This window comes from Flavobacterium sp. UBA4197, from assembly GCF_002379575.1.
Lineage (GTDB): Bacteria > Bacteroidota > Bacteroidia > Flavobacteriales > Flavobacteriaceae > Flavobacterium > Flavobacterium inviolabile.
In genome coordinates, this window is the sequence record NZ_DFUB01000033.1 from 128,699 (window position 1) to 151,365 (window position 22,667).

Annotated in this window: 25 protein-coding genes; 12 read left to right on the forward strand and 13 right to left on the reverse strand. The window is 40.3% G+C overall.

What is annotated here, in order from left to right:
• Positions 1-35: 35 nt before the first annotated feature.
• From B3394_RS17275 to B3394_RS17285, 3 genes are all read right to left on the reverse strand, one after another.
• Entirely contained in the window at positions 36-1,181 is a 1,146-nt protein-coding gene (locus tag B3394_RS17275; protein WP_177733957.1) for a hypothetical protein, read from the reverse strand.
• A 153-nt stretch (positions 1,182-1,334) separates the two neighbouring features.
• On the reverse strand, positions 1,335-2,090 hold the full coding sequence (locus B3394_RS17280; protein ID WP_286927697.1) for a LytR/AlgR family response regulator transcription factor: 756 nt from the start codon (positions 2,088-2,090) through the stop codon (positions 1,335-1,337).
• A gap of 6 nt (positions 2,091-2,096) precedes the next feature.
• On the reverse strand, positions 2,097-4,244 hold the full coding sequence (locus B3394_RS17285) for a tetratricopeptide repeat-containing sensor histidine kinase (RefSeq protein ID WP_286927699.1): 2,148 nt from the start codon (positions 4,242-4,244) through the stop codon (positions 2,097-2,099).
• Between the two features lie 479 nt (positions 4,245-4,723).
• On the opposite strand from B3394_RS17285, the gene B3394_RS17290 reads away from it, so the two are divergent.
• The 8 genes from B3394_RS17290 (at position 4,724) to B3394_RS17325 (ending at position 11,463) form a co-directional block, all read left to right on the forward strand.
• Complete coding sequence (locus B3394_RS17290; protein WP_286927702.1) at positions 4,724-6,157, forward strand: hypothetical protein; 1,434 nt, start codon at positions 4,724-4,726, stop codon at positions 6,155-6,157.
• Positions 6,158-6,195: 38 nt separating this feature from the next.
• Positions 6,196-6,603 carry a 5-fold beta-flower protein gene (locus tag B3394_RS17295; RefSeq protein WP_177733965.1) on the forward strand — a complete coding sequence of 136 codons (408 nt, stop codon included), beginning with the start codon at positions 6,196-6,198 and terminating at the stop codon, positions 6,601-6,603.
• Between the two features lie 13 nt (positions 6,604-6,616).
• A complete protein-coding gene (locus B3394_RS17300) occupies positions 6,617-7,528 on the forward strand; it encodes a hypothetical protein (RefSeq protein WP_286927703.1) in 912 nt (303 codons plus the stop codon).
• 136 nt (positions 7,529-7,664) lie between these two features.
• A complete protein-coding gene (locus tag B3394_RS17305; RefSeq protein ID WP_286927704.1) occupies positions 7,665-8,888 on the forward strand; it encodes a hypothetical protein in 1,224 nt (407 codons plus the stop codon).
• A 27-nt stretch (positions 8,889-8,915) separates the two neighbouring features.
• Positions 8,916-9,278, forward strand: coding sequence for a hypothetical protein (locus B3394_RS17310; RefSeq protein WP_286927707.1), 363 nt, complete (start codon positions 8,916-8,918; stop codon positions 9,276-9,278).
• A gap of 31 nt (positions 9,279-9,309) precedes the next feature.
• Complete coding sequence (locus tag B3394_RS17315) at positions 9,310-9,936, forward strand: hypothetical protein (RefSeq protein WP_286927715.1); 627 nt, start codon at positions 9,310-9,312, stop codon at positions 9,934-9,936.
• A 19-nt stretch (positions 9,937-9,955) separates the two neighbouring features.
• Positions 9,956-11,107, forward strand: coding sequence for a hypothetical protein (locus tag B3394_RS17320; protein ID WP_286927717.1), 1,152 nt, complete (start codon positions 9,956-9,958; stop codon positions 11,105-11,107).
• Positions 11,107-11,463: a DUF1963 domain-containing protein gene (locus B3394_RS17325; protein ID WP_286927719.1), complete on the forward strand. Its 357-nt coding sequence runs from the start codon at positions 11,107-11,109 to the stop codon at positions 11,461-11,463. The genes B3394_RS17320 and B3394_RS17325 overlap by 1 nt, the downstream gene beginning before the upstream one ends.
• Positions 11,464-11,660: 197 nt before the next feature.
• Here B3394_RS17325 and B3394_RS17330 read toward each other — a convergent pair whose 3' ends face one another.
• The 9 genes from B3394_RS17330 to B3394_RS17370 all read right to left on the reverse strand — a co-directional run bounded on the left by B3394_RS17330 (position 11,661) and on the right by B3394_RS17370 (position 20,255).
• On the reverse strand, positions 11,661-12,590 hold the full coding sequence (locus tag B3394_RS17330) for a hypothetical protein (RefSeq protein ID WP_177733976.1): 930 nt from the start codon (positions 12,588-12,590) through the stop codon (positions 11,661-11,663).
• 2 nt (positions 12,591-12,592) lie between these two features.
• Positions 12,593-12,910 (reverse strand): hypothetical protein, encoded by a 318-nt coding sequence (locus tag B3394_RS17335; protein WP_286927725.1) that lies wholly within the window; start codon positions 12,908-12,910, stop codon positions 12,593-12,595.
• Between the two features lie 370 nt (positions 12,911-13,280).
• Complete coding sequence (locus B3394_RS17340) at positions 13,281-15,053, reverse strand: tetratricopeptide repeat protein (protein ID WP_286927727.1); 1,773 nt, start codon at positions 15,051-15,053, stop codon at positions 13,281-13,283.
• Positions 15,050-16,819: a tetratricopeptide repeat-containing sensor histidine kinase gene (locus B3394_RS17345; protein ID WP_286927732.1), complete on the reverse strand. Its 1,770-nt coding sequence runs from the start codon at positions 16,817-16,819 to the stop codon at positions 15,050-15,052. Before B3394_RS17345 ends, B3394_RS17340 begins: the two co-directional genes overlap by 4 nt.
• A complete protein-coding gene (locus B3394_RS17350; protein WP_286927737.1) occupies positions 16,819-16,950 on the reverse strand; it encodes a hypothetical protein in 132 nt (43 codons plus the stop codon). The genes B3394_RS17345 and B3394_RS17350 overlap by 1 nt, the downstream gene beginning before the upstream one ends.
• A 9-nt stretch (positions 16,951-16,959) precedes the next feature.
• Positions 16,960-17,637 (reverse strand): hypothetical protein, encoded by a 678-nt coding sequence (locus tag B3394_RS17355; protein ID WP_286927744.1) that lies wholly within the window; start codon positions 17,635-17,637, stop codon positions 16,960-16,962.
• A gap of 16 nt (positions 17,638-17,653) precedes the next feature.
• Entirely contained in the window at positions 17,654-18,472 is an 819-nt protein-coding gene (locus B3394_RS17360; protein WP_286927745.1) for a WGR domain-containing protein, read from the reverse strand.
• Between the two features lie 98 nt (positions 18,473-18,570).
• A complete protein-coding gene (locus tag B3394_RS17365) occupies positions 18,571-19,224 on the reverse strand; it encodes a tetratricopeptide repeat protein (RefSeq protein WP_286927747.1) in 654 nt (217 codons plus the stop codon).
• A gap of 173 nt (positions 19,225-19,397) precedes the next feature.
• Entirely contained in the window at positions 19,398-20,255 is an 858-nt protein-coding gene (locus B3394_RS17370) for a tetratricopeptide repeat protein (protein WP_286927749.1), read from the reverse strand.
• A gap of 367 nt (positions 20,256-20,622) precedes the next feature.
• On the opposite strand from B3394_RS17370, the gene B3394_RS17375 reads away from it, so the two are divergent.
• Positions 20,623-21,195 carry a hypothetical protein gene (locus B3394_RS17375; protein WP_286927756.1) on the forward strand — a complete coding sequence of 191 codons (573 nt, stop codon included), beginning with the start codon at positions 20,623-20,625 and terminating at the stop codon, positions 21,193-21,195.
• Positions 21,196-21,220: 25 nt separating this feature from the next.
• Positions 21,221-21,475, forward strand: a complete 255-nt coding sequence (locus tag B3394_RS17380; protein ID WP_286927758.1) for a hypothetical protein — start codon at positions 21,221-21,223, stop codon at positions 21,473-21,475.
• A gap of 107 nt (positions 21,476-21,582) precedes the next feature.
• Here B3394_RS17380 and B3394_RS17385 read toward each other — a convergent pair whose 3' ends face one another.
• Complete coding sequence (locus B3394_RS17385; RefSeq protein ID WP_286927760.1) at positions 21,583-21,711, reverse strand: hypothetical protein; 129 nt, start codon at positions 21,709-21,711, stop codon at positions 21,583-21,585.
• 333 nt (positions 21,712-22,044) lie between these two features.
• On the opposite strand from B3394_RS17385, the gene B3394_RS17390 reads away from it, so the two are divergent.
• Entirely contained in the window at positions 22,045-22,320 is a 276-nt protein-coding gene (locus B3394_RS17390) for a hypothetical protein (RefSeq protein ID WP_286927769.1), read from the forward strand.
• A 148-nt stretch (positions 22,321-22,468) separates the two neighbouring features.
• The gene (locus tag B3394_RS17395) at positions 22,469-22,666 is read left to right on the forward strand and encodes a helix-turn-helix transcriptional regulator (RefSeq protein ID WP_286927770.1); all 198 of its coding nucleotides are present in this window, start codon (positions 22,469-22,471) and stop codon (positions 22,664-22,666) included.
• Position 22,667 lies beyond the last annotated feature (1 nt).

The following is a 22,667-nucleotide window of genomic DNA, read 5'->3' on the forward strand; positions in this document are numbered from 1 at the left end:
AAAAGTGAAAAAAATAATGGTAAAGAATAGCGCTGTTATTTCTCCAGTTTCATCCAGAAATAGTCATTCCAGCCTTCTATTAGTCTTGTCGGATCGGTATTTTTAGTTCTGTCCTGCTCCGGAATCTGTACGATTCTTTTATCTTTTACAGAAAAGCTGTATTTTCTCGGTTTTGCTTCTCCTTCAATGGTCAGTTCCACTTTGTAAGCTCCGTCCGTAAGGTTGGCAAATTTGAATTCTCCCGGTTTGTCTACTAATTTTAAAGCACATCGGTATTCATTCCATTTGGCTTGTTCTACCTGAGCCACATTCGGAGCACCTGTTCCGTATTGTTGTGCAAATGGCTTGTTGTCTTTTAGCACTTTCACGCTCCATTTTACACTTTTATTGGTTTTTCTGTTATTGGCCGGATTCGGTTGGAATTCTTCATGGTTAAGATAATATCCGAAAACCAGGTTACCGGACTCATCATAATTCATATAAGCATAATTATTCCACGGACCGCGTGTTACATACATTTCGTTCATAGCAGCGTAGGCGTCGGTGTTTGTTAGCTTCTGAATTTCGAAATTAAACGAATAGAACATTTTATCACCCGCGATAAAGTCAAGTCGGTATTCGCCGGTACCCCATTTTTTAACATCAATTTCAGTTCCGCCAACCCATTCGCCATCACGTTTGTATCGGCTGGTTGGTGTATTGTATTTTATTTTTTTGCCGTCGTCAAATTGTTGGAATCCGTCATATTCGAAGTAAGTGATGTATTGGTCCCCTTTATACACTTTAATTTTTAGAAATTCGGCCTGGTCATGAACGGTGTTTACGGTAGCACCAGCAGCAGTTTTGTTTGGAACAAAAGTTGCGGTGTAACCTGTAAACTGAGTTAGTCCACCAGTTCCTATATTAGTCGCATACAATAAGGAATTAAAAGTAACTGCCGGTGTTTGTTTGTACATATTCCAGTCCAGTTTTAAGGAAGATGTTCCGCTGGAAGCACCACCTTTATTTTTTACCTTTTTGGCAACTTTTTCTCCTGTATTAACAACTTCTTCGGCTGTTTTTACGGTTTCAACGGCATTATTAGCCTGATTTGCAGTTTTTTGAATCTTGTTTAAAAGCTGCGCATTGGAGTTGGTATACGCGCATAACATCAGCCCGATGATTACTAATTTTTGTTTCATTTTTTTTCTGTTTATTGGTTGAATGCAAAACCATTTTCCGGAATTACAATGCAATAATAAATCAAAGAAAAATGCGAATTTTTACCAATGTATATCCGTTTGCTTTGGGAAGATATTCGTTGGAATTGGAGAGATATTCGTTTTTAGTAAAATTTATACATGAAGGTTTTCAAGTAAAACCAGAAACTCTTCTTTTTTTCGCACAGAAAGCGGAATGGGCGTTTTGTTTTTCATGACAACCGTATTACCGCCATCCGATTTAATGAAATGGTCGAAATAAGCCATATTGATCAGGTGCGATTGGTGCGTTCTAAAGAAATTGTGAGGCGTCAGCATCGTTTCATATTCTTTAAGATTGGTGGAAACAATGAGTTTTGGCGCATTTATAAAATTAAAGGTGGTATAATTTTTATCGGATTCGCAGTGCACGATATCCTGAATATTGACCGAATAAATTCTATCGGCAGTTTTAAGCACCAGCTTTTGCAAATTTTTTGGCCTTTCAAGATTGCTAAACAAATTATTGAGCTTCATGTCAAAAATTTCACTGCTTAGCGACACTTCCGCCTTTTTAACGGCTTCTACCAAATCGACCGAATCCAAAGGTTTCAGCAGGTAATCTATGGCCGAAAAACGAAAAGCCCTGATGGCAAAGTCTTCATAACCCGTAATGAAAATTACTTTAAAATTAATTGGTTGTAGCTTTTGAAGCAAATCAAAACCGGTTCCGTCGGGCATTTCTACGTCGAGAAAAACAAGATCCGGCGATACCTGCCTGATCAGATTTATTCCGGATGTTACCGAATCTGCCTGGCCAATAATGGCAATATTAGGGCAGTTTGATTTTATGGTGGTAATATTCTTCTTTCGGATTGTTTCAATATCGTCAATGACAACAGCTCTTAACATAGGTAATTAATTTTCGTAAATGTAAGGGATTTCAAAAATAACTTTGGCTCCGACAATATTGGTATGCTGATCCAGGATATTATCGGTTTGTACCAGGAAATCCTGGTTTTTGGTATAGCTGATCAGGCGTTCTTTGGTAATTGTCATTGCCAGTGATTTGTGGTTGGTTAATTTTTTGTCGGTTTCAAATCCTTTTCCGTTATCAGTGACTTCAAAGAATAATTTGGCTTCCTTAAGATAAAAATGAATGGCAATCATACCATTTTCGGACTTGTTGCTTAAACCGTGCTTGATGGCATTTTCGATGAAAGGCTGCGTTAACATTGGCGGTAAAAAGATGGTTTCGGCATCAATAGCATCTTCGATAGAAATGGAAAAGCTGAATTTATTGTTGTATAAAAGTTGCTGGATCGCTAAATAATTCTGAGTCATTTCAACTTCTTCCGACAGCGAAATATAATTTTCGTTGGAGTTTTCAAGAATCTGGCGCGTCAGTTTTGAAAATTTACTCAGGTAATCTACTGCTTCCTTGTCTTGTTTATCCTGGATCAATCCCTGAATGTTATCGATAGAATTAAAAATAAAATGCGGATTCATCTGTGTAACCAACAGTTTCTGTTTGATCTGGTCTTTTTCGAGCAGCGTAATTGCTTGTTTTTGTTTGGTATTTCGGTAATAAAAATAACCACCCAAAAGAAACAATAAAAGTACTCCCGAAAGTCCGATAAGCCAGTTGTTTTTAACTGCCGTTTTCTTTTCGCCCTCTAATTTGATTGCCGCTACTTTTTTGCCCTGAATTAATTTTTGGTTGAGCGCTTTTTTCTCAAAATTATATTGGAGCTGTTGTTGCGCCAATTTATTCCGGGATGTTTCCAGCGCCGATTTCTTTTCATTTTCCAGCTTGATGGCTGATAATTTATTTTGCTGTTCTAATTTAACTTCCGTCAATTTCTTTTGCTGCATTATTTTTTGCTGCAGTTCTTTTCTCTCGAAATCATATTTGAGCTGTTGTTGCGCCAGCTGGTTTTTTGAAGCTTCAACATTGCTCGAATCTTTTATAATGACCGATGCTTCGTGCATTTTAAGGGCTTTGTCATATTGTCCGCTTTCTTTGTAGATTTTATACAATAAGCTGCTCATGCCCGTTCTGGAGTTCAGATTTTTTAACTTTACTGCTAAGGCATAACACAATTCGCCATATTCAGCCGCTTTTTCATAATTTTTTGATTTGTAATAGATTCGGGCAGCATTGCCATATACGCCCTGTCTGGAAACGTCATCTTTGCACAAAGCCAGTGCTTTCTCCAGAAAAGTTTGTGATTCTGCACTATTTCCCAAATCATTACTGGAACTGGCCAGCTGTACCAGCACTAAGGATTCTCCCTGCGGATCTTTGTTAGGCTTTATGGCGTCATAAGCTTTGAGGTAGCTTTTATGTGCTTCAGGAAACCTTTTAAGCCGTGTGTAGGCAACTCCTAAATTATTATTGGTGACAGCAATTTCATGCCGGTCGCCTATACTCAATTTTGAGGCAGGGACGTCATAATAAACCAGGGATTTTTTTAAGTAAACAATTGCTTTTTCCCAATCGTGTTGCGCTAAGCAGGTTGTTCCGATTTCCATGTTCACATATGATATACCCATTTCGCTTTTGATGCTTTCATAATATTTAAGCGCTTCAAAAAAGTTTTCAAATGTTTTGGACCAATCGGCCATCTTTCGATAGTAGGTACCTTTGCCAGTCATGGCCATGGCCATTTCTTTATGATTTTTGGATTCTTTCCAGTATTTTATGGCCTGATCAAAATGTTCCGGTGCTTTATCATTGCCGTCAATGATTTCTTTTTTGGCGGTATTGTAGTAATAAACTCCGGCAGCATTCAAATATTGTTGCTTTACTTTCTTATTAAGATTGCTTGATTTAAGTCCTTTCGAAAAAACAGGAAGCAATTGGTTGTAAAAAGCAATGTGCTGTTTGCTCCAGCCAACAGAGTTATCCATTGCCGTAAGAATAGTGTTTATTCGTACCGTATCGCTGATTTTAGGATTGGCGAGAATGGTTTTTAAGGAATCAATAGTCTTATCCTGAGAATAACAAGCTGAAGAAATAAATAAAAATACAATTACGGTGGCCAGCCAAGTAGTTTTAAACATAACAGAATTTTGGAGGTTATAAATTCGAGGCTAAATGTAAGTAATAAAAAAATAACTTTTTTAGAAATATACTGACAAATTCAATGTTTTAAAGTTAAGTTTTTTGGTATAAAATTTAAAGTAATACCGTTTCTTCCACTGTATAAATTCAATGGAGGTAAAAAATAAAATTACTGTTCGTGTGAAGTTTTGGAAAAGAGGAGTGAGGATATCCATTTAGCGCATTATGTGCAGTATGAGGCAATGATAATGGCTAATATGGGTGTGTTCATATCATGTAATTATTTAACGGCAGTTATTCCGGTTTTTTATTGTTTGCTACTGTAAAAATATTTTTGGCGCTACGAACTTTCATTATGATGTTACTAAATTGTTTCAAACAGCTACAAATATTCATTTATCCTTAGAATTGTGGGATTAAATTTTATCTTTAGCTCAAATAATAATAAAAATCTTATCTATTTAACATATCTACTGTAATGGACGCTAAAAAACAGGAACTAAAGAATACCATAGGCGAAGCCTATAGTCCCTACCTTGAAACCGGTAAAATTTATCATAAAGATGTGATCAAGAGTACTTATGGTTCTCAAAGTAGCGGCATATTTTATACAAAAAATGGTATAAAATATAATCATAACACAAATCTCCCTGCAAAAGAAAGAAAGGAACTAAATAAAGAGCTACGCGAATTAAGCAATAATATAAATGAGCTGCGCGGCATTGCCGACCTTGGAGAGCTTTATAACGACCTGCCTGGAAATACACAGGTACGGTTTACTTTTATTAAAGATGAGCCTGTAGCCATGCAGGTGTATGGCGTGCCCGAGCTTATTTCGGGGCTAAAGGAAGAACTCCTTGAAAATTCCATACAGGTTACGGATCAGGGCGCTTTTAAGAAAGCTGTGGGCATGGGTGCTTTTGTAAAGCAGGCAAACAAGATCAATATAGCGGGCGATTACAGTCTTGAATTTGAAAACAAAACGTTTTCGCTTAATTCTTTTTACGGGTTAGGAATGGACCTGCTGAACACTGCGTTAGACGAGCAGCTGCAACGCATCTGGTTTCGCCTGGAGCAAGATAAGCTTACCGTACAAACCGAACCGGCATTCCCCGAGCATGGGCTGCACCCTATTGAGGATGCCTCAGTAAACCTTGATCCGGCTTATGCCAAAAGGAAAGAAGCGATTACCGAAGCCATACGCCTGCGTCATGAGTTTTTCAGGTCGGTGGGTACATTGCATGACGAAATACTGTACCTGAACATTGGTGGTTTCCGTGATCACAACTGGCCGGGATATACTTCGGGAACAATTGTGGCAAAATTCCGTGTCATTTATACCGAAAATACAACCATTGTAATCACCGACGGTCTTTCGGATATTTATGCCAAAGAGCAACAGGATAAGGAATTGGTTTACAATGGAACAGGGGCGGAATACTATATTGAATTTGACAGCATAGTGCCATTCCGTAAAGTAAAAGACCATTATATGCTGGCTTTGCTGAACAGTGTAACGCAAGTGGCTTTGGGGCACGGTGAATTTAAAGGGCTGATAGAAAAATTTGAGTCGCTCACACTGCAGTTCAACAGCGACAATGTGGAGACGTGGGTGATAAAGGATAATGATTCGAATGATGAGGCGTCTACATTTTTTAACAGCTCGCAGTATGATGCCAATGAGCCATTTGGGACGTTGTTAACAATGGGGTCGAAAAACCTGCCGAAAAGCATTGGACTGAACATTGAAAATATAGTACTGGTAAGCGTGAAGCCATTCGGGAAAGAGTGGTTTAGCAGCGATAAGCTTTCCCATCCTGATGAAGCTGTAAAAACAGCTGCCCGTATGGCTATGATAAAAGGCTTTGAGGAGGACGGGTCGTTTAATACCATACCGGTTTCCTACCGGTAACAATCTTAAGTATTTAAAACTATAAAAAATAACCAAACATGAAAAAATTAGTAGTACTTCTTGCCGTACTTGGCGGCACAGCATTTTTACAGGCACAAACCATAGAATCCGGCAGCCGCAGCACGGCAGGTTATATTAAAAGCGATGGGACAATAGAGAACAGCAGCCATTCAACGGTGGGTTACATCAAGAGCAGCGGTACCATTGAAGACAAGAGTCACAACACGATAGGCTACATCAAAAGTGATGGCACCATTGAAAATAAAAGCCACTCTACCGTGGGCTATGTAAAAAAAGACGGTACAGTAGAGAACAGCAGCCATGGCACTATAGGCTATGTGAAGGACGACGGTACCGTGGAAAACTCCAGCCATGGCACTATTGGCCGTGCAAGCGGCGTAAAAAAAGAATGGGCAGCCGTAGCATTCTTCTTTTTTAAACTTTAGTTATCGGTAAAACATGAGTAAAGCAAAAAAATGGGCTGAATCGTATTTTCAGCGTCTGGATAGTATAATTGAGGAACTAAAAAAACACCCTTTAATTGACCATCTAAGTTATATCCGTTTCAAAGGGCTTTCGGATGAGGAGATAACGGCTATTGAGGCCGGACTTTCGGATGAGGTGTATTCCAATATGGATCAGGGCAGTGAAGTACCGTCATTTAAGATCGATGCATATATGAAGGCTTTTTATAACATCAGTAACGGACTGAACATTGCATGGGATTCGCACATCGTGCAGTCGTCCCTGGATAATAGCAGGGTGATTACCAACGCAGATCAGGATGATTTTGCAGTGGCCAATAATGACCTGTTGCAGGCGGAAGGATTCCTGTCATTGCTGCCCCTGAAGAACCTCATATCTTATGCTGATCTGGACATCTACGGAGACCCGCGGGAAACGAGACTTGGAAGAGAAATGAGCAACAGCGGCAGGCACTTTACCTATCTTGACTTTTATAATTTCTATTACGATACCTGTATCGCTCTTGATCCTAAGGGGAATACGCAAAACAATTTTCTTTATTCGGGTGAAGACCATAGCGCCTGTTACAACGACTATAAGGTTTCTGACTTTGTAATTTATATGGAAAACCTGCTGGCCAACTATTTTTCTGTGTTTTTGCGAAGCAATGCTTTCTACGATACAGATGCTGTTGCGGCCTTCCGGGATAATGATTATGAAGATATCGCGAAAAAAATAGCTTCGGAAAACCAATATGCTTCCATTGACGACGTACTAAAATACCATGTACAGGACGAGGAACTTCTTGAAAAATTTGGTGACCTTGACTTCCTGCAGGAAAAACCGGAAGCTATTTATGAAAAGATAGAAGAACTGCTGGATGTAACGCTGGAAGACGAATTATAGCAACAGTACCTGATTTTGAATTTAACGGAAGGTATTCAAAGTAACCGTTCCCTTAAGAAATGCAATCAGATAATTGAAGGCCCGGATCTATATGTTCCGGGCCTTAAAATTGTCACAATGATAAAAAAGATACCCAATGGAAACTACAGAAAAACCCTTTGAAATACGTTTTTATAAAGAGGCATTGTTCGACGAGGAACAGCTATTCATGGAAGTCAGCGCTGGCTGTCTGGGTGATGAGGTGAGTTGCCATGTTACACTGGATAACTATCCTGCCGAACAAACCGATAAGACCTCTGGAACGCCTTCCCTTAGCTGGGACATTCCCATAGGTTCTTCATTTTATGAAGTGATGAAAGAGGCTTTAACCGGATCTCCCGGCGAAGAACAGGAGTATTTAAAGTTTCACCTCACTATTCAATTCAGGACAGCCGATACCCCGAAAAGAATGTTGGAGGAAAAGCATACTATCCGTATCAAAAACCCGCTGTCAGGAGTAAAAAGAGAAGCATGGCCGGAGTGGAATGAACCGCAGTTTGACCTGCCTGAAATGCTGGATAAAGCGCCGCAACAGGATGATTTCGTTATCAGCGTTTCCCCGCAATATACCGGGGGCGATAGTTGGGATTTCCTTGATGGTACGGGACATTTTGTAATAATGATCCTGACCGGCATAGCACTTAAAAAGTGTGACGTCACCGCGCAATTGATGCAGGAATGGCAAAAAGAAAAATTGACGGTAGCAGTAAACCCCATGGACAAAGCCCATGAGATTACGGTTAACCTTTCTGCCAATCTACTCGACCAGGTAAAGGATCTGGGTACCTTCAGCCACGGCGAAAACGAAAAATTTGATTACTTCTTTGAACTGGAAATAACCGACGCAGCGGATAAAAAGCACAGGCGAAAGGTATCGGTACAATTGCCAAACCCGTATTATGAAGGGATACAATCCGAAAAACAGATTGCACGCGAAGCACTGGCTGAGGTATTTCAAAGAAAATACGGTGAAGACATTGCCGAGCTGAAAATAGGAGGGCAGCCGGGCTGGTGGGCCTGGAGGAAAGACGATGCACGCTTTCAATATGGCTGGAAAGATGAGGTCATTGTATTGTACCGCTACTTTGGAGCCGTAGATTATGATGCTGACGAGGATAAGGTATGGGAAGCGATGTGTGAACTTACGGAATTTGCCGATGGTGCCGGGGATTTTGTGTATGTAGACAATTACTTCGTACTAAAATATGAATTCAGCCCCGAGTGGATGGACGCGGACGACCTTGAAAAGAAGCTTGACGAGTTTGAGGAATTCGCCGGTTCGGAAGAGCTAACGAAGTTTCTCGCTGCGTATGCGGAATAACGTTAAATTATATTGCAAACAGAGATTATGAAAAATATACAACTTGCAAAGCTCGATAAATATAAGGACAATCCAAATTATGAGCTTATTGACGGCAACATATACAAAGATATTGAAGAAGATCATTACGTTTTTGCCCTTAGCTACGAGCTTGAAGGCGAAGAAGACTCACAATACCCGCTGGAAGACATACTGGATAAATTCCTGCTGCATGTGTCCGATTTTATCGACGAGGACAGTTACTATACTAACAGGGAAGTTACCCTTGAACTGGGCGGTGACCTCGATGATATCAAAGAGGCTATCGATTCGATCATCGGAAAGCGCGTATACAATGAAGAATATGATGATAATGATGGCGTTACCCGTGTGAAACTGGTGATAGCATAAATACGATAGACTTACAGCTAAAAAATAAAACATGAGTTATAACGACGAACAATACATTGCGCATTACAACCTGAAACAGCAGGCAATTGAAAATATTCTGGGACCTTCGGCAGAAGTGATCGGTCATGCCACTATTCCCTTCAGGGTCATTGCAGGCATGACACTGGGATCTGTGGACATGCACTATTTCCCCAATCATCTGGAAGGAACCGGATTTACCACAATGGAACTTATCCAGACAGACGGAACCGGTCCAGTGCCCAATAAAAACGGAACCTATGAATTGATAGCTTTTACAAAGCAGCCGTTCAATGACATTGACCAGGATCCGCCAACTCCATTCAACATAATGGAAAGACGCATTTGCGAAAACTTTACACAAATCGCAGCTGCGGCACAGGAAAAGACTTTCAATCCGTATGAGATATGCCAGATATCCGGAAACGACGGCAAGCCAAGATATATTATGTTTGATATGTATGCGGAATTTGAGGTAGAAAACCACAAGCACCACTTGCTGCTTTGTATGGAGATATTCGAAGAAGAACTGGCTACCGTAGCAAACTTTGGACATAAAGGATTTCTCGAAATGCTGAAAATGATAAAAATTTACCCTTACAGCGACCTGGACAGGAACTGGGTGGGCATTAAAAAATAATTCCTCTGAATTTTAAAAGATGAAAGAACTTATACTATCGCCATCAAAAAAGAAATCTAAAATAGAAGGTTTTCCCAGTCTAAAAAGCTGTATGACCGATATAAAGGGTTTTAACAAAGTGCTGCTGCCTATTGTAAGGCTCGACGGCGGTGTGGTTAACGAAAAATGGGAAGGTATTCCGTTTACTTTTATTGTCCAGAATGTGGATGTAAGCCGTATGGATTTCCAGCTGGTAGCCGGCAAATATCAGCTACTGGCTCCGCTTAAGCTGAGGAAACTGGAAGCATATGACGAATCGGATGTAAAACGCGAGTACCTGCAGACTACGGTAGACAAGATCGAAGAGATCAGTTACAGGCAGGTAGACCAATATAGTAACGACGGAGTGCTGCTGCAATCCGGGTCGTTTAGTTATAATCCCAACAAGCGTCTGGTATATGATTATGCTGAAATTAACGGGACGTCTATGCCGGTTACCAAGACGATACAGTATTATCTGGGCAATGGGGAGTGGCTGGACTCGGAACTATATACGTACCATTATGATGCCGCTGGCTTTTTGGAAAAAATTACCATGCACCAACCGGCACAGGAAATAAAGATGACTGAAAAAATACGGTATAAAAAGACCCGTAAGGGTTTCACGGCATACAAGGAACTGGCACCACACCTTCTTCCGGCAACAGATGAGAAGCTTGGCGTTACCTACACAAAGGTACCTTTCTCCGCTGTCTTTAGAGAGGATGAAACCGATTGGAATGTTAACTTTAGTACAAATGGCTGGTATATTGGTGGTAAAAAAGACGAGAATTACAGTACCGATCAGGGAAGACTCATACACCTGCATGCATTTAACCATTTCTATGATCTGAATTCCGGATTCCTTGAATATACCTGTAATATTGAAAATCAAAAAGATATAGCTGTAAAAGTCAATGAAATCGATGGGTTTCCGGATACCATTGAATATACCTTCAGTTGCCCTGAGGCAAGCGACGAAGAGGTGTTGCAATATCCCGAAAAAAGCGATACAAAAGTTGTGATGCAATTGCAATGGGCGGGCAAATATACGTTTGAGCATCTGGGCCATGAGATACAGGTAACCAAAGAAAATCAGTATGGCACTGTACGTTTACGCTTTCAGGACAATATACATTGCAACAAGTTGTAATGATGATACGGCTTCAAAGCTATTTGTGGTGGTATGATTTTGAACAGGATAAGATTTTCGACATGCTTATGAGTATGAACTGTGCTATTCCTATGGAGTTCAATTTTATATATACTAAAGTCGAAAATGGTATAGAGCGTGTTTTACAGGAGGTAGAAATTAAGGAAAACAGGACCGAAGGAAAACTGAGATTGGGCAAGCCGTACTGGCAACAGAGCAATGAAACCCCACGCGACCCCGACGGGCAAAAGATGGCATTTGTAGCGCAGCTGGACCACAGTAACATGTTCGGGACGCTGTACCTGTTTTATTCAGAAAAGCACCAGCTTGTATCGCAGGTATTCCAGTGTACATAATGAATAAAAAACAATTCCTGTACAGCCCCTGGAGCTGTACAGGAATTGTTTTCCTGAAGTCCGGAATTGCAATGCAGAGAAGTTCCGGGAAACACCGCAATACATTTTAGCCTGTAGCGGTTATTAACGGAAAAACCTTTGTTGATTTTGATTTTATAAAAAACGCCCGTTAAATACGGGCGTTTCTATTGGCAGTTTTAATTTTGCTTTAGCAGGGCAATATCCTTGATGTGAAAAAGGCTTTCGTACTTAGAAGCTTCATGTCCCCATTCGTTCGGTCTGGAGAAGGTAAAAGAAATAGCATCAATGGAGATGTTGGTCCAATTGTCCGGACTGCTGAAGTCAAGATCCCTGTGTCCGTTAATGTGATTGATTGTGAATACACCCACTTTTGTCTGGCCAAAAATGTCATCCGTCATACGCACTACTTTTTTATGCATTTGACCCAGACTGTATAGGGCAAGCACCTCCATACCTTCCAGCTCAAACTCCACCTCGTGGTCATCCGAAAGGATCAGTTTCCGTTGCTCTGGCGTAAAGCTGATTTCGTCATCTTCGCCTTCTAATGCTATGCTGTCATTATAAATGCTCGGGTTGTTTTCCTCTTCGTATTCCGGTTCCTGTCTGCGTTCATTGTGGTATACTTCTATTTCCTGTGTAAGGGTAGGGTCGAACAAGTCTAATGTTTCCTTCACATCCACTTCTCCTTCAAGGAAAAAGGTGATACCATTTGCTTTCGCACTGGCAGGCGTTTCGCCACCCCATTCGGCCAATGCGGCAGGAACGTCCATATCCATGATGAAAAAGCCGAAAGAAACCTCGCCATCGCCTTGCAGCGCACATGGAAATTCTTTTACGAACTCACCGTTGCGTTCTGTACGGCCACATTTTTCAACGTTGCTGATGTCAGTTCCCAATACGATCTTCTCTTCTACATTGTTTACGGTACGCTTGGCATAAAAAGTACCTTTCGTGCCCAGGATGGTCACGGCATCTTTACCGGCTTTCACATTTATAGTGGCCTTAATCATCGGGTCGAAATACGGCCATGGATTCTCAATCCATGTATATTCCAGTTTCACACCGGTGACACCTACCATGCTTTTAATCTTGTCAAAAAGTCCCATAATTATTTACAAAGTTTAATTTCTTTTCCGCTATCTGAATCTTCAAATTTTTTGTACAACTTACCGTCCACATGTACTTCATATCCAGCCTTTACAGGTACTTTTATTTTTTCGCCTGCTTTGTATTTTGATGTTGAGGAAGAGCCCTCCGCACGCACGCGCACCTCGATCTCTTTCGTGCAGTTATTTACCAGATACACGTCGAAGTAGCCGCCAACAGTTTCTATGACCACCGAGGTTTCTCTGGTCGCGGCAGTTACCGCCTGTGATACCATTACGGCCAGCAGTACTGTGGCTGAAATTTTTTTAAATGTGTTCATATTGCTTTGTTTTTTAAGGTTATAGACGGGGTTGTTTAAGTCAAAGGAACTAAAGTAATAATAAAAACTATTCCTACAACACTGCTACAAAAACTTATTCATTATTTCTTAATTTATTAAAAGAATCATATCCCGTGTGCTATGGCTCTTGATGTAAAGATACTTTGCAAACAACGGCATGTTACCCTTTCAATAATTTCCTGCTCAGGAATGTCAGCAGTCAGGTTCTTTATTGCCGGATAGTTGCTATAATCCCAATAGCTGGATATTCTGACAGCAAATTACCACTTAATGTGCAGCTTATATTTGTAAATGATTATTCGTTGGCGTTTATTGAAAGTTCGTAGTTAATTGTAATAAAATCGTCATGTTAGTCATCGGTAATGTAGTGTATTTCCAACTGTGTCCTTACACCGGTAGTACCCTCTTCGAGGATGACATTTTTTATCGTTACAGGTGCGGCAAGTCTTTCGGCGGTTATGTTTATAGTCCACGATTCCAAAATGCGTTGTAGTTCACCCGGCTTTAACGGTCCGCCGGAGTCGCTTACCCCAATCAGTAGCTTGTTGTTTTTGAGCAGCAATTGTACGGTAACAGAATGTTGGCTGGTACCGGTCAATACTCTATTTACGGCATTGGCAAGCAATGGCTGTGTGAGCATAGGAGGGATGTAAATGGCTTCGGTATCGATGCCATCGTTGTCAACGGTAAAGCTAAAGCCACCTGGATGGAGTAGCTGCTGAACCGTGAGGTAGTTGGTTATCATGGCGATCTCTTCATCCAGCGAAATATAGTCGCTTGTACTGCTTTCCAGTATCTGGCGGGTCAGACGGGTGAATTTGGAAAGATAGGTAGCAGCAACCTCCGGCTTGTCTTCCCTGATGAGGTTTTGTATGCTTTCGATGGATGATGTTATAAAATGGGGACTCATTTGCGTGAGGAGCAATTGCTGGCGTAGCGTGGCGCTCTTTTTGGATAGCAGCAGGTTTTTCTTTTTGTTGAATCGGTACAGTACCAGTGTAACTGTAACCAGAAAAAGGGCTACAGCTACCGAAACGCCTATTTTTACGTTATTGCGGAAACTCACCTGTTCCTGTTTTACCCGTTGTAGTTCGCGCTGTTGTTTAAGGAGCTTGTTTTGCGTTTCTACCCTTCCGGTTTTAAAGTTAAAGGCCATCATATCTGCCGTGCTTTTTTTCTGCGCGGTATTGTACTGTTCTTCGAGCGCTTCGTGTTCCTTCAGGTAACGGTAAGCCGTTTGAAAATTGTTCCTGGCAAAGTACATCTCACTAAGGCAAAAGGCGGCAACCGACAGCTGATCGTTGTTATTGGTGGCAGCGGCATCGTGGTACACTAGCTTTAACTGATGTTCTGCTTCTTTGTACTTTTTGTTGACGATGCACATTTTGCCATACTGTATGCGGCTATCGTTCACTTCCTTTTTGTCATACTTTAGCGCAGCCTGCAACGCCATCTGGAAATAACGTTCAGCAATAGCAGCGTCATATACTGTGGTATAAGGCTCGATATAGCATTGCCCCAGCGAATTGTAAATGTTATCCAGGTTGTGCCGCTCCAGTATTCTTTGCGCCAGAACCAGCGCCTCTTTGAGCATGGGTATAGCCAGCGCGGTATTTATTTTCCGGTATACTTCTCCTTGTCGCCAAAGGGCCAGTTCCAAGAGTGTATCTTTTTTTAAAGGCCTTAAAGCCTTCACGGCACTGTCTGCATAGATCATGACGTTGATTACTATTCCACGCTTCCGCCAGCATGTTTCAAGGTTCATCAGGCCTTTGGCAATGGTTTCCTTATCGTCCTGTTTTTGGAGTACTTCCACACATTCTTCGCCAAGTTTTATCGCGGTTTCATAATTGGCGGTTTCGGTATACAGTGCCGAAAGGTTGTACAGGCTCTGACCTAGTTTTTTGTCGAGCCTGTGCATCCGGCAAAGGGCTATGGCTTTCTGGAACAGCGATTCGGCCTTTTCAAAATTTCCTTTTTCATGGTAGGTTGTACCCAAACGATTCAGGATGTCGATCTGCACTTCAGGCGAAGTTTTCCCGTGATTATGCTGCGCAATCACTGCCTGCGGCAAAAGCAACAGGAAACAGGTAACGAAGTATAAGATACAGAATTGCTTCATGCAAGGTTGTTTTTTATTTTGTACGGAATCGGGAAACGGCTTACAGTGCCTTTTACAATGCCGTTATCGACTATGTTGGCTATTTCAATGGTTCCCTGCATGGCATTGAGCCTTTCGGATGTAATTTTTGTAGCCATAGACCGATGTCCTTCTCGTGTTTTTCCGGTAAGCCCTTTTCCGTTATCTGTTACCTCAAAGTAAAGTTTGTTGCGCTTTTTGTAGAATCGGACCTGTATCCAGCCATCTGATTTTTTTCCTGCGATTCCGTGCTTTACAGCGTTTTCGATAAATGGCTGGGTGAGCATCGGTGGAATAAAGGTTGTTTCGGTGTCAATCCCATCTTCTGCGACGATTTCATAATCGAAATTATTATAGAGCAGTTGCTGTATAGCGAGGTAATTGACCGTCATGTTGAATTCTTCTCTGAGACTGGTGTATTGCAGCGAAGAGTTCTCCAGTATCTGGAGGGTAAGCTGTGAGAGTTTCGAAAGGTAATCGACAGCTTCGTCATTTTTATCTTCGTAAATAAGGTTTTGTATGGTATCTACGGAGTTGAAGATAAAGTGCGGATTCATTTGCGTAAGCAGTAATTGCTGCTTCAGTTCGTTGTTTCTGTTGGCTGTGATGGCTCTTTTCTGTCTGAAGTAAAAATGGAGGAATACCAGAAGAGTGACCAACACGATAATGGTAAATATAAAACCGAGCAGGAATACGTTTTTCTTTACGTTCGCCTGTTGTGCCCCGACTTTTTGTATTTCGGCGGTAGCCTGGAGGAGGCTGTTTTGCAGTGCCAGCTGTTCGGTATCGAATTTTACCGAACGGGCTTCGGTATTGGTGAGCATTGCCTCGTTCATTAGTCCCATTTTGGCTTGTACGGCTTCTATTCTATAAGTATATGCCTGTTCATAGTTGCCCTCTTTTCCATATAATTCTGCCAGCAGCCGGTTAGCCAGAACATAATCTTCGCTTTCCTCGTTTAATGGCTTTAGGGCAATGCATTGTTCCAAAAAGGACTTCGCTTTTGGAATGTCGTTACTGGAAAGGTAAAGTTCCCCCAAATGTTTTAAAATACTCATCCGGATGTCCACATACCGATTTGTTTTTTCATGGGCCAGTGCCTCGCGGTAATACCGCTCTGCTTGCCGGGGATTGCCAAGCATGGCATGGTAAAAACCTAGCTTGTCCTTTATGTAGGCCTTTGTGTTATAAAAGCCTTTGCCGGATGTTACGGCAAGGGCTTCGGATAGTGGTTTTAATGCTGCGGCATATTTCTTTTGACGGATAAAAAAATCGGCATAAAGTACCTTGGCCGTAGCAGTGTTTTCTTTTTGAGGCGCGTTTCTTCTGAGAATATTCAGCGCTTTATGGTGGTAATCGGCAGCTTTGGTGTAATCTTTTTTAAATCCGAAGAGCTGCCCCATTATGCTATAGCAATATGCAATGCCAATGGAATCGTTAGACTGGCACATTCCTTCAAATGCTCTGGTGATATGATAAAAGGCCTCGTCATATTGCCGGGATCTTACATAGGCTTGTGCGGTGCGGTATGCCGACCTGTCCCGAAGCGGCCTGTTGGCGATCATAAAGGCGACATCCACATCAATTTGGGCCACGGCGGCCTTGTAGTTCTGTCCGGCTCTGCTGTAGGTATCGGCTACGTATTGTAGCGAGTCGATGTGTTTATAATTCTGAGCATGAAGCAGGCTGCCCGCACCGAAAAGGCTGCAGTAAAACAGATATAGCCACTTGATTTTAAGGTTTTTCATTATTTCAGGCGTTCCTCGGCTTTTTTACGGCCCTGGCAATTACGGCCACACGCTGGCAATACTGCTTCATGGCAGTAATGTTTTTTATTACTTATTTTATCAATGTCGGCTATAACAATGGCTTGCGGCATATTGTAGTTTTACGGTTCCAATGAATAACCTCTTTCCTGAAGCTCTTCAACTTCTGCGTCGGTCATTGTGGCTCCTTTCTCTTTCAGTTGGGCAAAGAAGTCTTTATTGTTGTAATAGGCCATTCCCAGTATACTTCTTTTGTTCAGACCTATAAAATCCTCACTCTCAACAACAAGGTTCAGGTCAGATCCGGCATCAATGAGCTTTTGGATAATAGTGGGGGATACCCCGTGTTTGTTTATTGTATACGCAAGTGCGCTCCATCCCAGGCTGTCTGTTTTATTAGGATCCGCACCACCATTAAGCAGCGATTCAACGATTCGTGCATAGATAGCTGTAGCGTTATGGCAGGCTTCTGCAATTACGGTAAGTGGTGTCTTGCCGTCTTTCGTTTCATTAAGGTCTACCAATCCGTTATTTGCCATAATGTCTACTATCCTGTCATAGCCCTTTTCGGGAAACCATGAATCTTCAAAATTAAGCGCCAGATAAATTGAGGGTGCATTATCCTTAGTAACGGCATTCATCAGTTCCTTTATTTCATTAAAATTCCGGTCGTCTATCGCTGATGTTAACTCATTATGCATTTGCTCACGCGATATAACAGCTGGAGGATTTCCGGTAGTAATTTTTTCTGCTGCCTGGTCGGTTGGTTTATTTTTTTTGAAAAAATTAAATAAGCTCATAATTGTAAATTTTGAATTAGTTTGTTCTTGTATATCCTTTACCCAGTTTTTCGTTTATCAGTTTGTCGCGCTCTTTTTCGGCTTTTTGTACGGAATCCAATTCTTTTATATTTTTCTGTCCGGCAGTTCCTGTTTTTCCGTAGGTAATATTTAATGAGGCACCATCCTGTACAACCTGCCAGAACTTATCGCTTTTAGCATCTTTATAGTGTAGTAATACCGCTTCGCCTTGTGCAACGTTTATTTCAGGCTTATAATATGAGGAAAGGTTCCATGCTGCCGACTCATAGATCATCTTTTCCCGAAGGTGGTGCAGGTATTCCACATCGGCAACTTCAAACTCCAGAGTGTACAGGTTCTTTTCAAGCTTCCTCTTGACAGGTTTTGATAGGATTACTTTGTTGGCAGCATCGATTACTTTCAAGGGTTCATTATCAAAGTGAACATAATACTGTCCATCCGACATTCCGCTGCTTGAAACTTTCCTGCCATATTGCAACGCAAGTTCCTCGTTGTGTTTTTGCCAATAGTCACGGTCATTTCTTTTTTTTCCTTCTTCAGGGGTGATTTCAAGCTTCACACCGTTATTATACTGATGCATTAAATCATATTCCTCCTTTCGCGGATGTTCCGTCACCAGTTTTTTCCATTCCTCTTTAGGAATCGGAAGTTTATTGAAATAAGGTCTTTCAATGTCCCCTGTTTCAAGCAGTATTTGCAAAGCAAAGTCTTTGGAACCGATATCGCTCCCCGCATCGGGGTGGTCTACGCGAACTTCGGCTATTACTTTGGTATCTTTTATGCTCTTTATTGTGATCGTGTATAGTGTTGCCATTTTGTAATTATTTATATTGCTAAGGTATAAAAAGAACCTGTCCTACAGTTTCTTAATGAAAGTTCGGCGGGAGTAAATGTATATTCGATTTTAAAAAATTACATTTCGTCCATACGGCGTAAAAACGCCTCACGTTGTTCGTTTTCCAGTTTTTCGTAGGTATCGGCTTTCGCTTCGTCCTGCGGCACACCCTCACCATAGCGATACATCAGGCCAAGGGTTTCTGTAGCCCGTACATTTCCAAGCTGCGAAGCTTTATCATACCAGTTTACCGCTTTTTCCATATCCTGCGGCATATTGTTTCCGGTGGCATAAAAAGTACCCATATTGTAGCATGCCCTGTCGCTGCCAGCATTGGCCGCTTTCAGGTTCCAGTCTGTAGCTGTTTCTGAATCTATTTCGGTCCCGATGCCGGTGGCGTAATATACATACAGTTCAAACATAGCATCGGCGTTGCCCGATGCGGCGGCTTTTTGGTGGTAGTCCAGGGATAATGCATAATCCGAAGGCAGCCAGAATTCGCCATTGTAATACAGCAATCCCAGTTCGTACAGCGCAGGACTATAGCCTTTTTCGCCAAGTTTTTTATAGATGTCGACATATATCCCGAGGGTTTCTTCCCCAAAGAAAGGTGCCGATTTCATCGACTCAAAATAGTATTTTGTATCGCTGAATAGTTGTTCGCTGGTGTATTTGTCAAAAGCATCATTGCTGATTACCGCTTTCAGTTCGTCGTGATCAATATGTTCCATGTTTTTTGATTTAGGTACTAAGGTTATAAACATACAATTTTTTTCTCCATAGCGCTGCCTGATAATCGCCCGGGGAGGATAAGGTTTTGGCTAATGATAGAACAGGAGATAATAAATGTAAAAAGCCCGGCAGGTAACCACCTTACGGGCTTTTTAATTTTCTGTAAAAACGATTACTTTAACGCTTCGAAATTTTTCTGCAGCTTGTTGTATTCTTTTCTGTCCGATGGGGAAGCTACCAGTGCTTCAACCTTTGGAAGCTGTACTTCAGCATCTGCTTTACGCTTGTGGTAAACCAGGAAGTCACCGTAGTTCCAGTTGTTAAGGAAATAGGATTTAATAGCGATGCTTTCTTTGTAATTGGCGTCAGCATTGGTCAGGTCTTTATTCATAAGGTAGCATGAAGCCAGCTGATCATGCAGGAACGCTTTGTCGGTATCATCCCATTGCTCGTTAAGTGCATTCTTATACACATCGATGGCATCCTGGTATTTGCCTTTCATAATAAGCTTTCCGGCATTATTGATATAAGGTGTTGTTCTGCTGCTGGTTTCAGGAAATGACGAATTGTCTGAAGAAGCAGAATCAGCCACGCCGATCTCTCCGTTAAAAACAGAATTCTTCAGGTAGTTAACCAGTTTTTGATCAGAGTCGGTTTCATCAAAGAAATTCTGTAGCGGCTTGTAGTTCCCTTCGTTAAGCGGTACACTAACAAGAGTTGAATTGCTAAGCTTGTCATAAAGCGGATCGATAAGCTTATTGCCAGAAATATTCATTTCAGCAAATATCTTTTTCAACAAATCCAGCACCGCGATAAGGTGGGCTTTTTGCTCGGCATTTACCTGATCGTTAAAAGGAATTACAAATGCTTCTCCCAAAGTCCTTAAGGCAGCATTGATTTCGCCCGCATCAAATTTTTCCTTTGCTTCAATCAGTTTTTCCGGTGCTTTCTTCATGTTCTTTTTTGCAGAAAATAGCGAATAAATAATGAAGAGTGCGACGGCACCTCCTCCGATGTAAAAATAATTCATAATTTTTGGATTTAAGTCAGATGGTTAATTAGATGGTTTTTAAACGTCATCAGGTTAAAACGATGAACCTCACAAAAATAGAATTATTATTTATATAACCAAATGCTTACAAAAAAAATCATAAAAATTTTACATTGAAGGTAAAGCTTAATGAAACAGAAGGTAAAATTTATGCCAGAGAACGAAGCTGCGATGAGCAAGTGACTTGTTTAGCTATTATTAAAAACGCTTCATAATGTTTTTATGAAGCGTTTTGGTTACCTGTATATTTTTTATTGGGTTAGATTGTTTAAGGATTTTATATTTATTTTATAATGCACTTGCCATAGGAGTAGGTGTATTAATCACAGAAAAAGCTAATCTTCCCATGTTTATAAAAAAATATAGAATTACCCTTTTAATGTTTTTGGCTTTAAATGGTTTTGTTAGTAAGGCACAAAATAAAATTGAAAATTATATCAACGTTTATGATGGTATGTCGGTTGAGAAATTTGACGGTACTAATGTTGATGAGAATAAATATAATGTAGATAATAAGATATATACAAATGGAACAAGACTGACCTACACGTATTGTTATGAAAAAGAAGGAAAGCGTTATTTAATTGGCAAAGGAGCTGCTGTACAAAAAGGAGATTACAAAATATTTGACTGGAAATTTGTGCCGGCTGATAAGCATGATAACGAAACAGTTAAAAATATTATTTTACAAGCGGTACCGGGCAATCCTTTTAAGGATAGTGATCCTGATTATAATCAAACGGCTATTCGTTACGAATATGTAACCTATGGAGGCAAACCATTTTCAAGAGAAATTACCGGTGCAATTGAAAACGATATGAACTGCTGGATACATCCGCCGCGCAATAGTTTCTTCCGTATTTTAGAAACCAATCCTTTTCCTTACATCAAAGCTCCTTATGTAGTTGGGACTAAGTAGAACTGGAAATTAAAAAATAAGAGATGTGTGGTCTGACAAAAGATGGCTTGAATGGAAAGGCGACATTGAAAATACCTATGAGTATGAAATTACAGATAAAAGGGAGATAGAAACAAGAGTAGGTAAGTTAGATTGCTTTGTAATTAAATCTATTGCAAAAAGCCGGATTGGGAGTAGCGAACTTGTTTCGTATTTTAATGAGGAATTTGGTTTTGTAAAACTTGATTATAAAAATATTGATGGTTCTGCAACGGTACTTGAACTTGAAAAAACAAAATAGCGGGCTTGCAATAATAACATAAAAACCGCTTCGTAACTTAATACGAAGCGGTTCTTTTTTTAATGACCGTTAAGAGAATAGATTACGTTACTACTTATTCTTTAGGGTTACTTTTTTTTATTTCGTACTTTTTGCGCTTTGCGATTTTTTAGCATAGCCAAATAAGCCTTGTTAAAGCCAGAAGTACCTAAGTTTGCATTTGGTTGATCAGCCTCGTTGTTTGATTTTTTTGACATAATAGTAAATTTTAACTGTTATTTTGTCAAAGTTATTTGTATAAAGTTTTGGGCAATGATTTAACAGGCTGTTTTTGCAGTAGTTGCAGTATTTTTAGTAAAGTTTCTTATATAGTACGTTTAAATACAAAATTGACTTAATTAAAAGGAAAGATTTATAGTTGTCCAATTGATTCCGATCCTTTACCGGAATCCATAAAAGATGCAATCGTAAAGGAATGCCGGTTATCCTTAAATAAGAGAATCAGAAAAAACAGACTAAGCCTTATTGATCATCAAAGTAAATTAAAGGAAGCGGAACTGAAATTATCAGCGGTAGAGGAGAAGTGGATATTGGGAGAAATCAGCAAGGATGTATATGAGAAATGGCGATTGGAGTATGGCAGCCAAATTTCAGAACTGAAAGCCAAAATGGAAAAAGAATACATTTTACTGGAAACTACTGGTGGTATTCTTGACCGGAATTTAGACATGCTTACTGATATAAACAAGATTTACGAAAAAGCTACTTTATTACAAAAGAGGGAGTTAATTCGGTTGTTGTTTGATGATAATTTGTGTTATCGAAAAGGGGAGTATCATATTGTAAATGATAAATTACAGAACTAAGGATTAAAAATAGTTTCCATCAAAGTCTTATTAAATAATACCTGACTTTTTAGCAGTCCATTTTACTTTCTTTTTATTAAAGAAATAGAATAGGACAATCCTTTATTTTTTTATACATTAGCATAATATGCATATTAAATAACATTAAATGAAAATCAATCGGCTAAAAATTGTATTGGTAGAACAATCTAAAACTAGTAAATGGCTGGCTAAGGAATTGGGAAAGAGTGAAAGTACTGTTTCTCGTTGGTGTACAAATGAAATACAGCCTTCGGTAGAAACTTTGGCAGAGATTGCTGAATTATTGAAAATTGATGTACGGGAATTATTAAATTCAACAAAATAAT

Coding starts and splice junctions, on each gene's coding strand:
- B3394_RS17275 (WP_177733957.1), bottom strand. CDS start 1,181: ATGAAACAAAAATTAGTAATCATCGGGCTGATGTTATGCGCGTATACC.
- B3394_RS17280 (WP_286927697.1), bottom strand. CDS start 2,090: ATGTTAAGAGCTGTTGTCATTGACGATATTGAAACAATCCGAAAGAAG.
- B3394_RS17310 (WP_286927707.1), top strand. CDS start 8,916: ATGAAAAATATACAACTTGCAAAGCTCGATAAATATAAGGACAATCCA.
- B3394_RS17355 (WP_286927744.1), bottom strand. CDS start 17,637: ATGAGCTTATTTAATTTTTTCAAAAAAAATAAACCAACCGACCAGGCA.
- B3394_RS17290 (WP_286927702.1), top strand. CDS start 4,724: ATGGACGCTAAAAAACAGGAACTAAAGAATACCATAGGCGAAGCCTAT.
- B3394_RS17295 (WP_177733965.1), top strand. CDS start 6,196: ATGAAAAAATTAGTAGTACTTCTTGCCGTACTTGGCGGCACAGCATTT.
- B3394_RS17305 (WP_286927704.1), top strand. CDS start 7,665: ATGGAAACTACAGAAAAACCCTTTGAAATACGTTTTTATAAAGAGGCA.
- B3394_RS17345 (WP_286927732.1), bottom strand. CDS start 16,819: ATGAAAAACCTTAAAATCAAGTGGCTATATCTGTTTTACTGCAGCCTT.
- B3394_RS17350 (WP_286927737.1), bottom strand. CDS start 16,950: ATGCCGCAAGCCATTGTTATAGCCGACATTGATAAAATAAGTAATAAA.
- B3394_RS17325 (WP_286927719.1), top strand. CDS start 11,107: ATGATGATACGGCTTCAAAGCTATTTGTGGTGGTATGATTTTGAACAG.
- B3394_RS17285 (WP_286927699.1), bottom strand. CDS start 4,244: ATGTTTAAAACTACTTGGCTGGCCACCGTAATTGTATTTTTATTTATT.
- B3394_RS17320 (WP_286927717.1), top strand. CDS start 9,956: ATGAAAGAACTTATACTATCGCCATCAAAAAAGAAATCTAAAATAGAA.
- B3394_RS17340 (WP_286927727.1), bottom strand. CDS start 15,053: ATGAAGCAATTCTGTATCTTATACTTCGTTACCTGTTTCCTGTTGCTT.
- B3394_RS17375 (WP_286927756.1), top strand. CDS start 20,623: ATGTTTATAAAAAAATATAGAATTACCCTTTTAATGTTTTTGGCTTTA.
- B3394_RS17335 (WP_286927725.1), bottom strand. CDS start 12,910: ATGAACACATTTAAAAAAATTTCAGCCACAGTACTGCTGGCCGTAATG.
- B3394_RS17300 (WP_286927703.1), top strand. CDS start 6,617: ATGAGTAAAGCAAAAAAATGGGCTGAATCGTATTTTCAGCGTCTGGAT.
- B3394_RS17315 (WP_286927715.1), top strand. CDS start 9,310: ATGAGTTATAACGACGAACAATACATTGCGCATTACAACCTGAAACAG.
- B3394_RS17385 (WP_286927760.1), bottom strand. CDS start 21,711: ATGTCAAAAAAATCAAACAACGAGGCTGATCAACCAAATGCAAACTTA.
- B3394_RS17370 (WP_286927749.1), bottom strand. CDS start 20,255: ATGAATTATTTTTACATCGGAGGAGGTGCCGTCGCACTCTTCATTATT.
- B3394_RS17330 (WP_177733976.1), bottom strand. CDS start 12,590: ATGGGACTTTTTGACAAGATTAAAAGCATGGTAGGTGTCACCGGTGTG.
- B3394_RS17395 (WP_286927770.1), top strand. CDS start 22,469: ATGAAAATCAATCGGCTAAAAATTGTATTGGTAGAACAATCTAAAACT.
- B3394_RS17360 (WP_286927745.1), bottom strand. CDS start 18,472: ATGGCAACACTATACACGATCACAATAAAGAGCATAAAAGATACCAAA.
- B3394_RS17365 (WP_286927747.1), bottom strand. CDS start 19,224: ATGGAACATATTGATCACGACGAACTGAAAGCGGTAATCAGCAATGAT.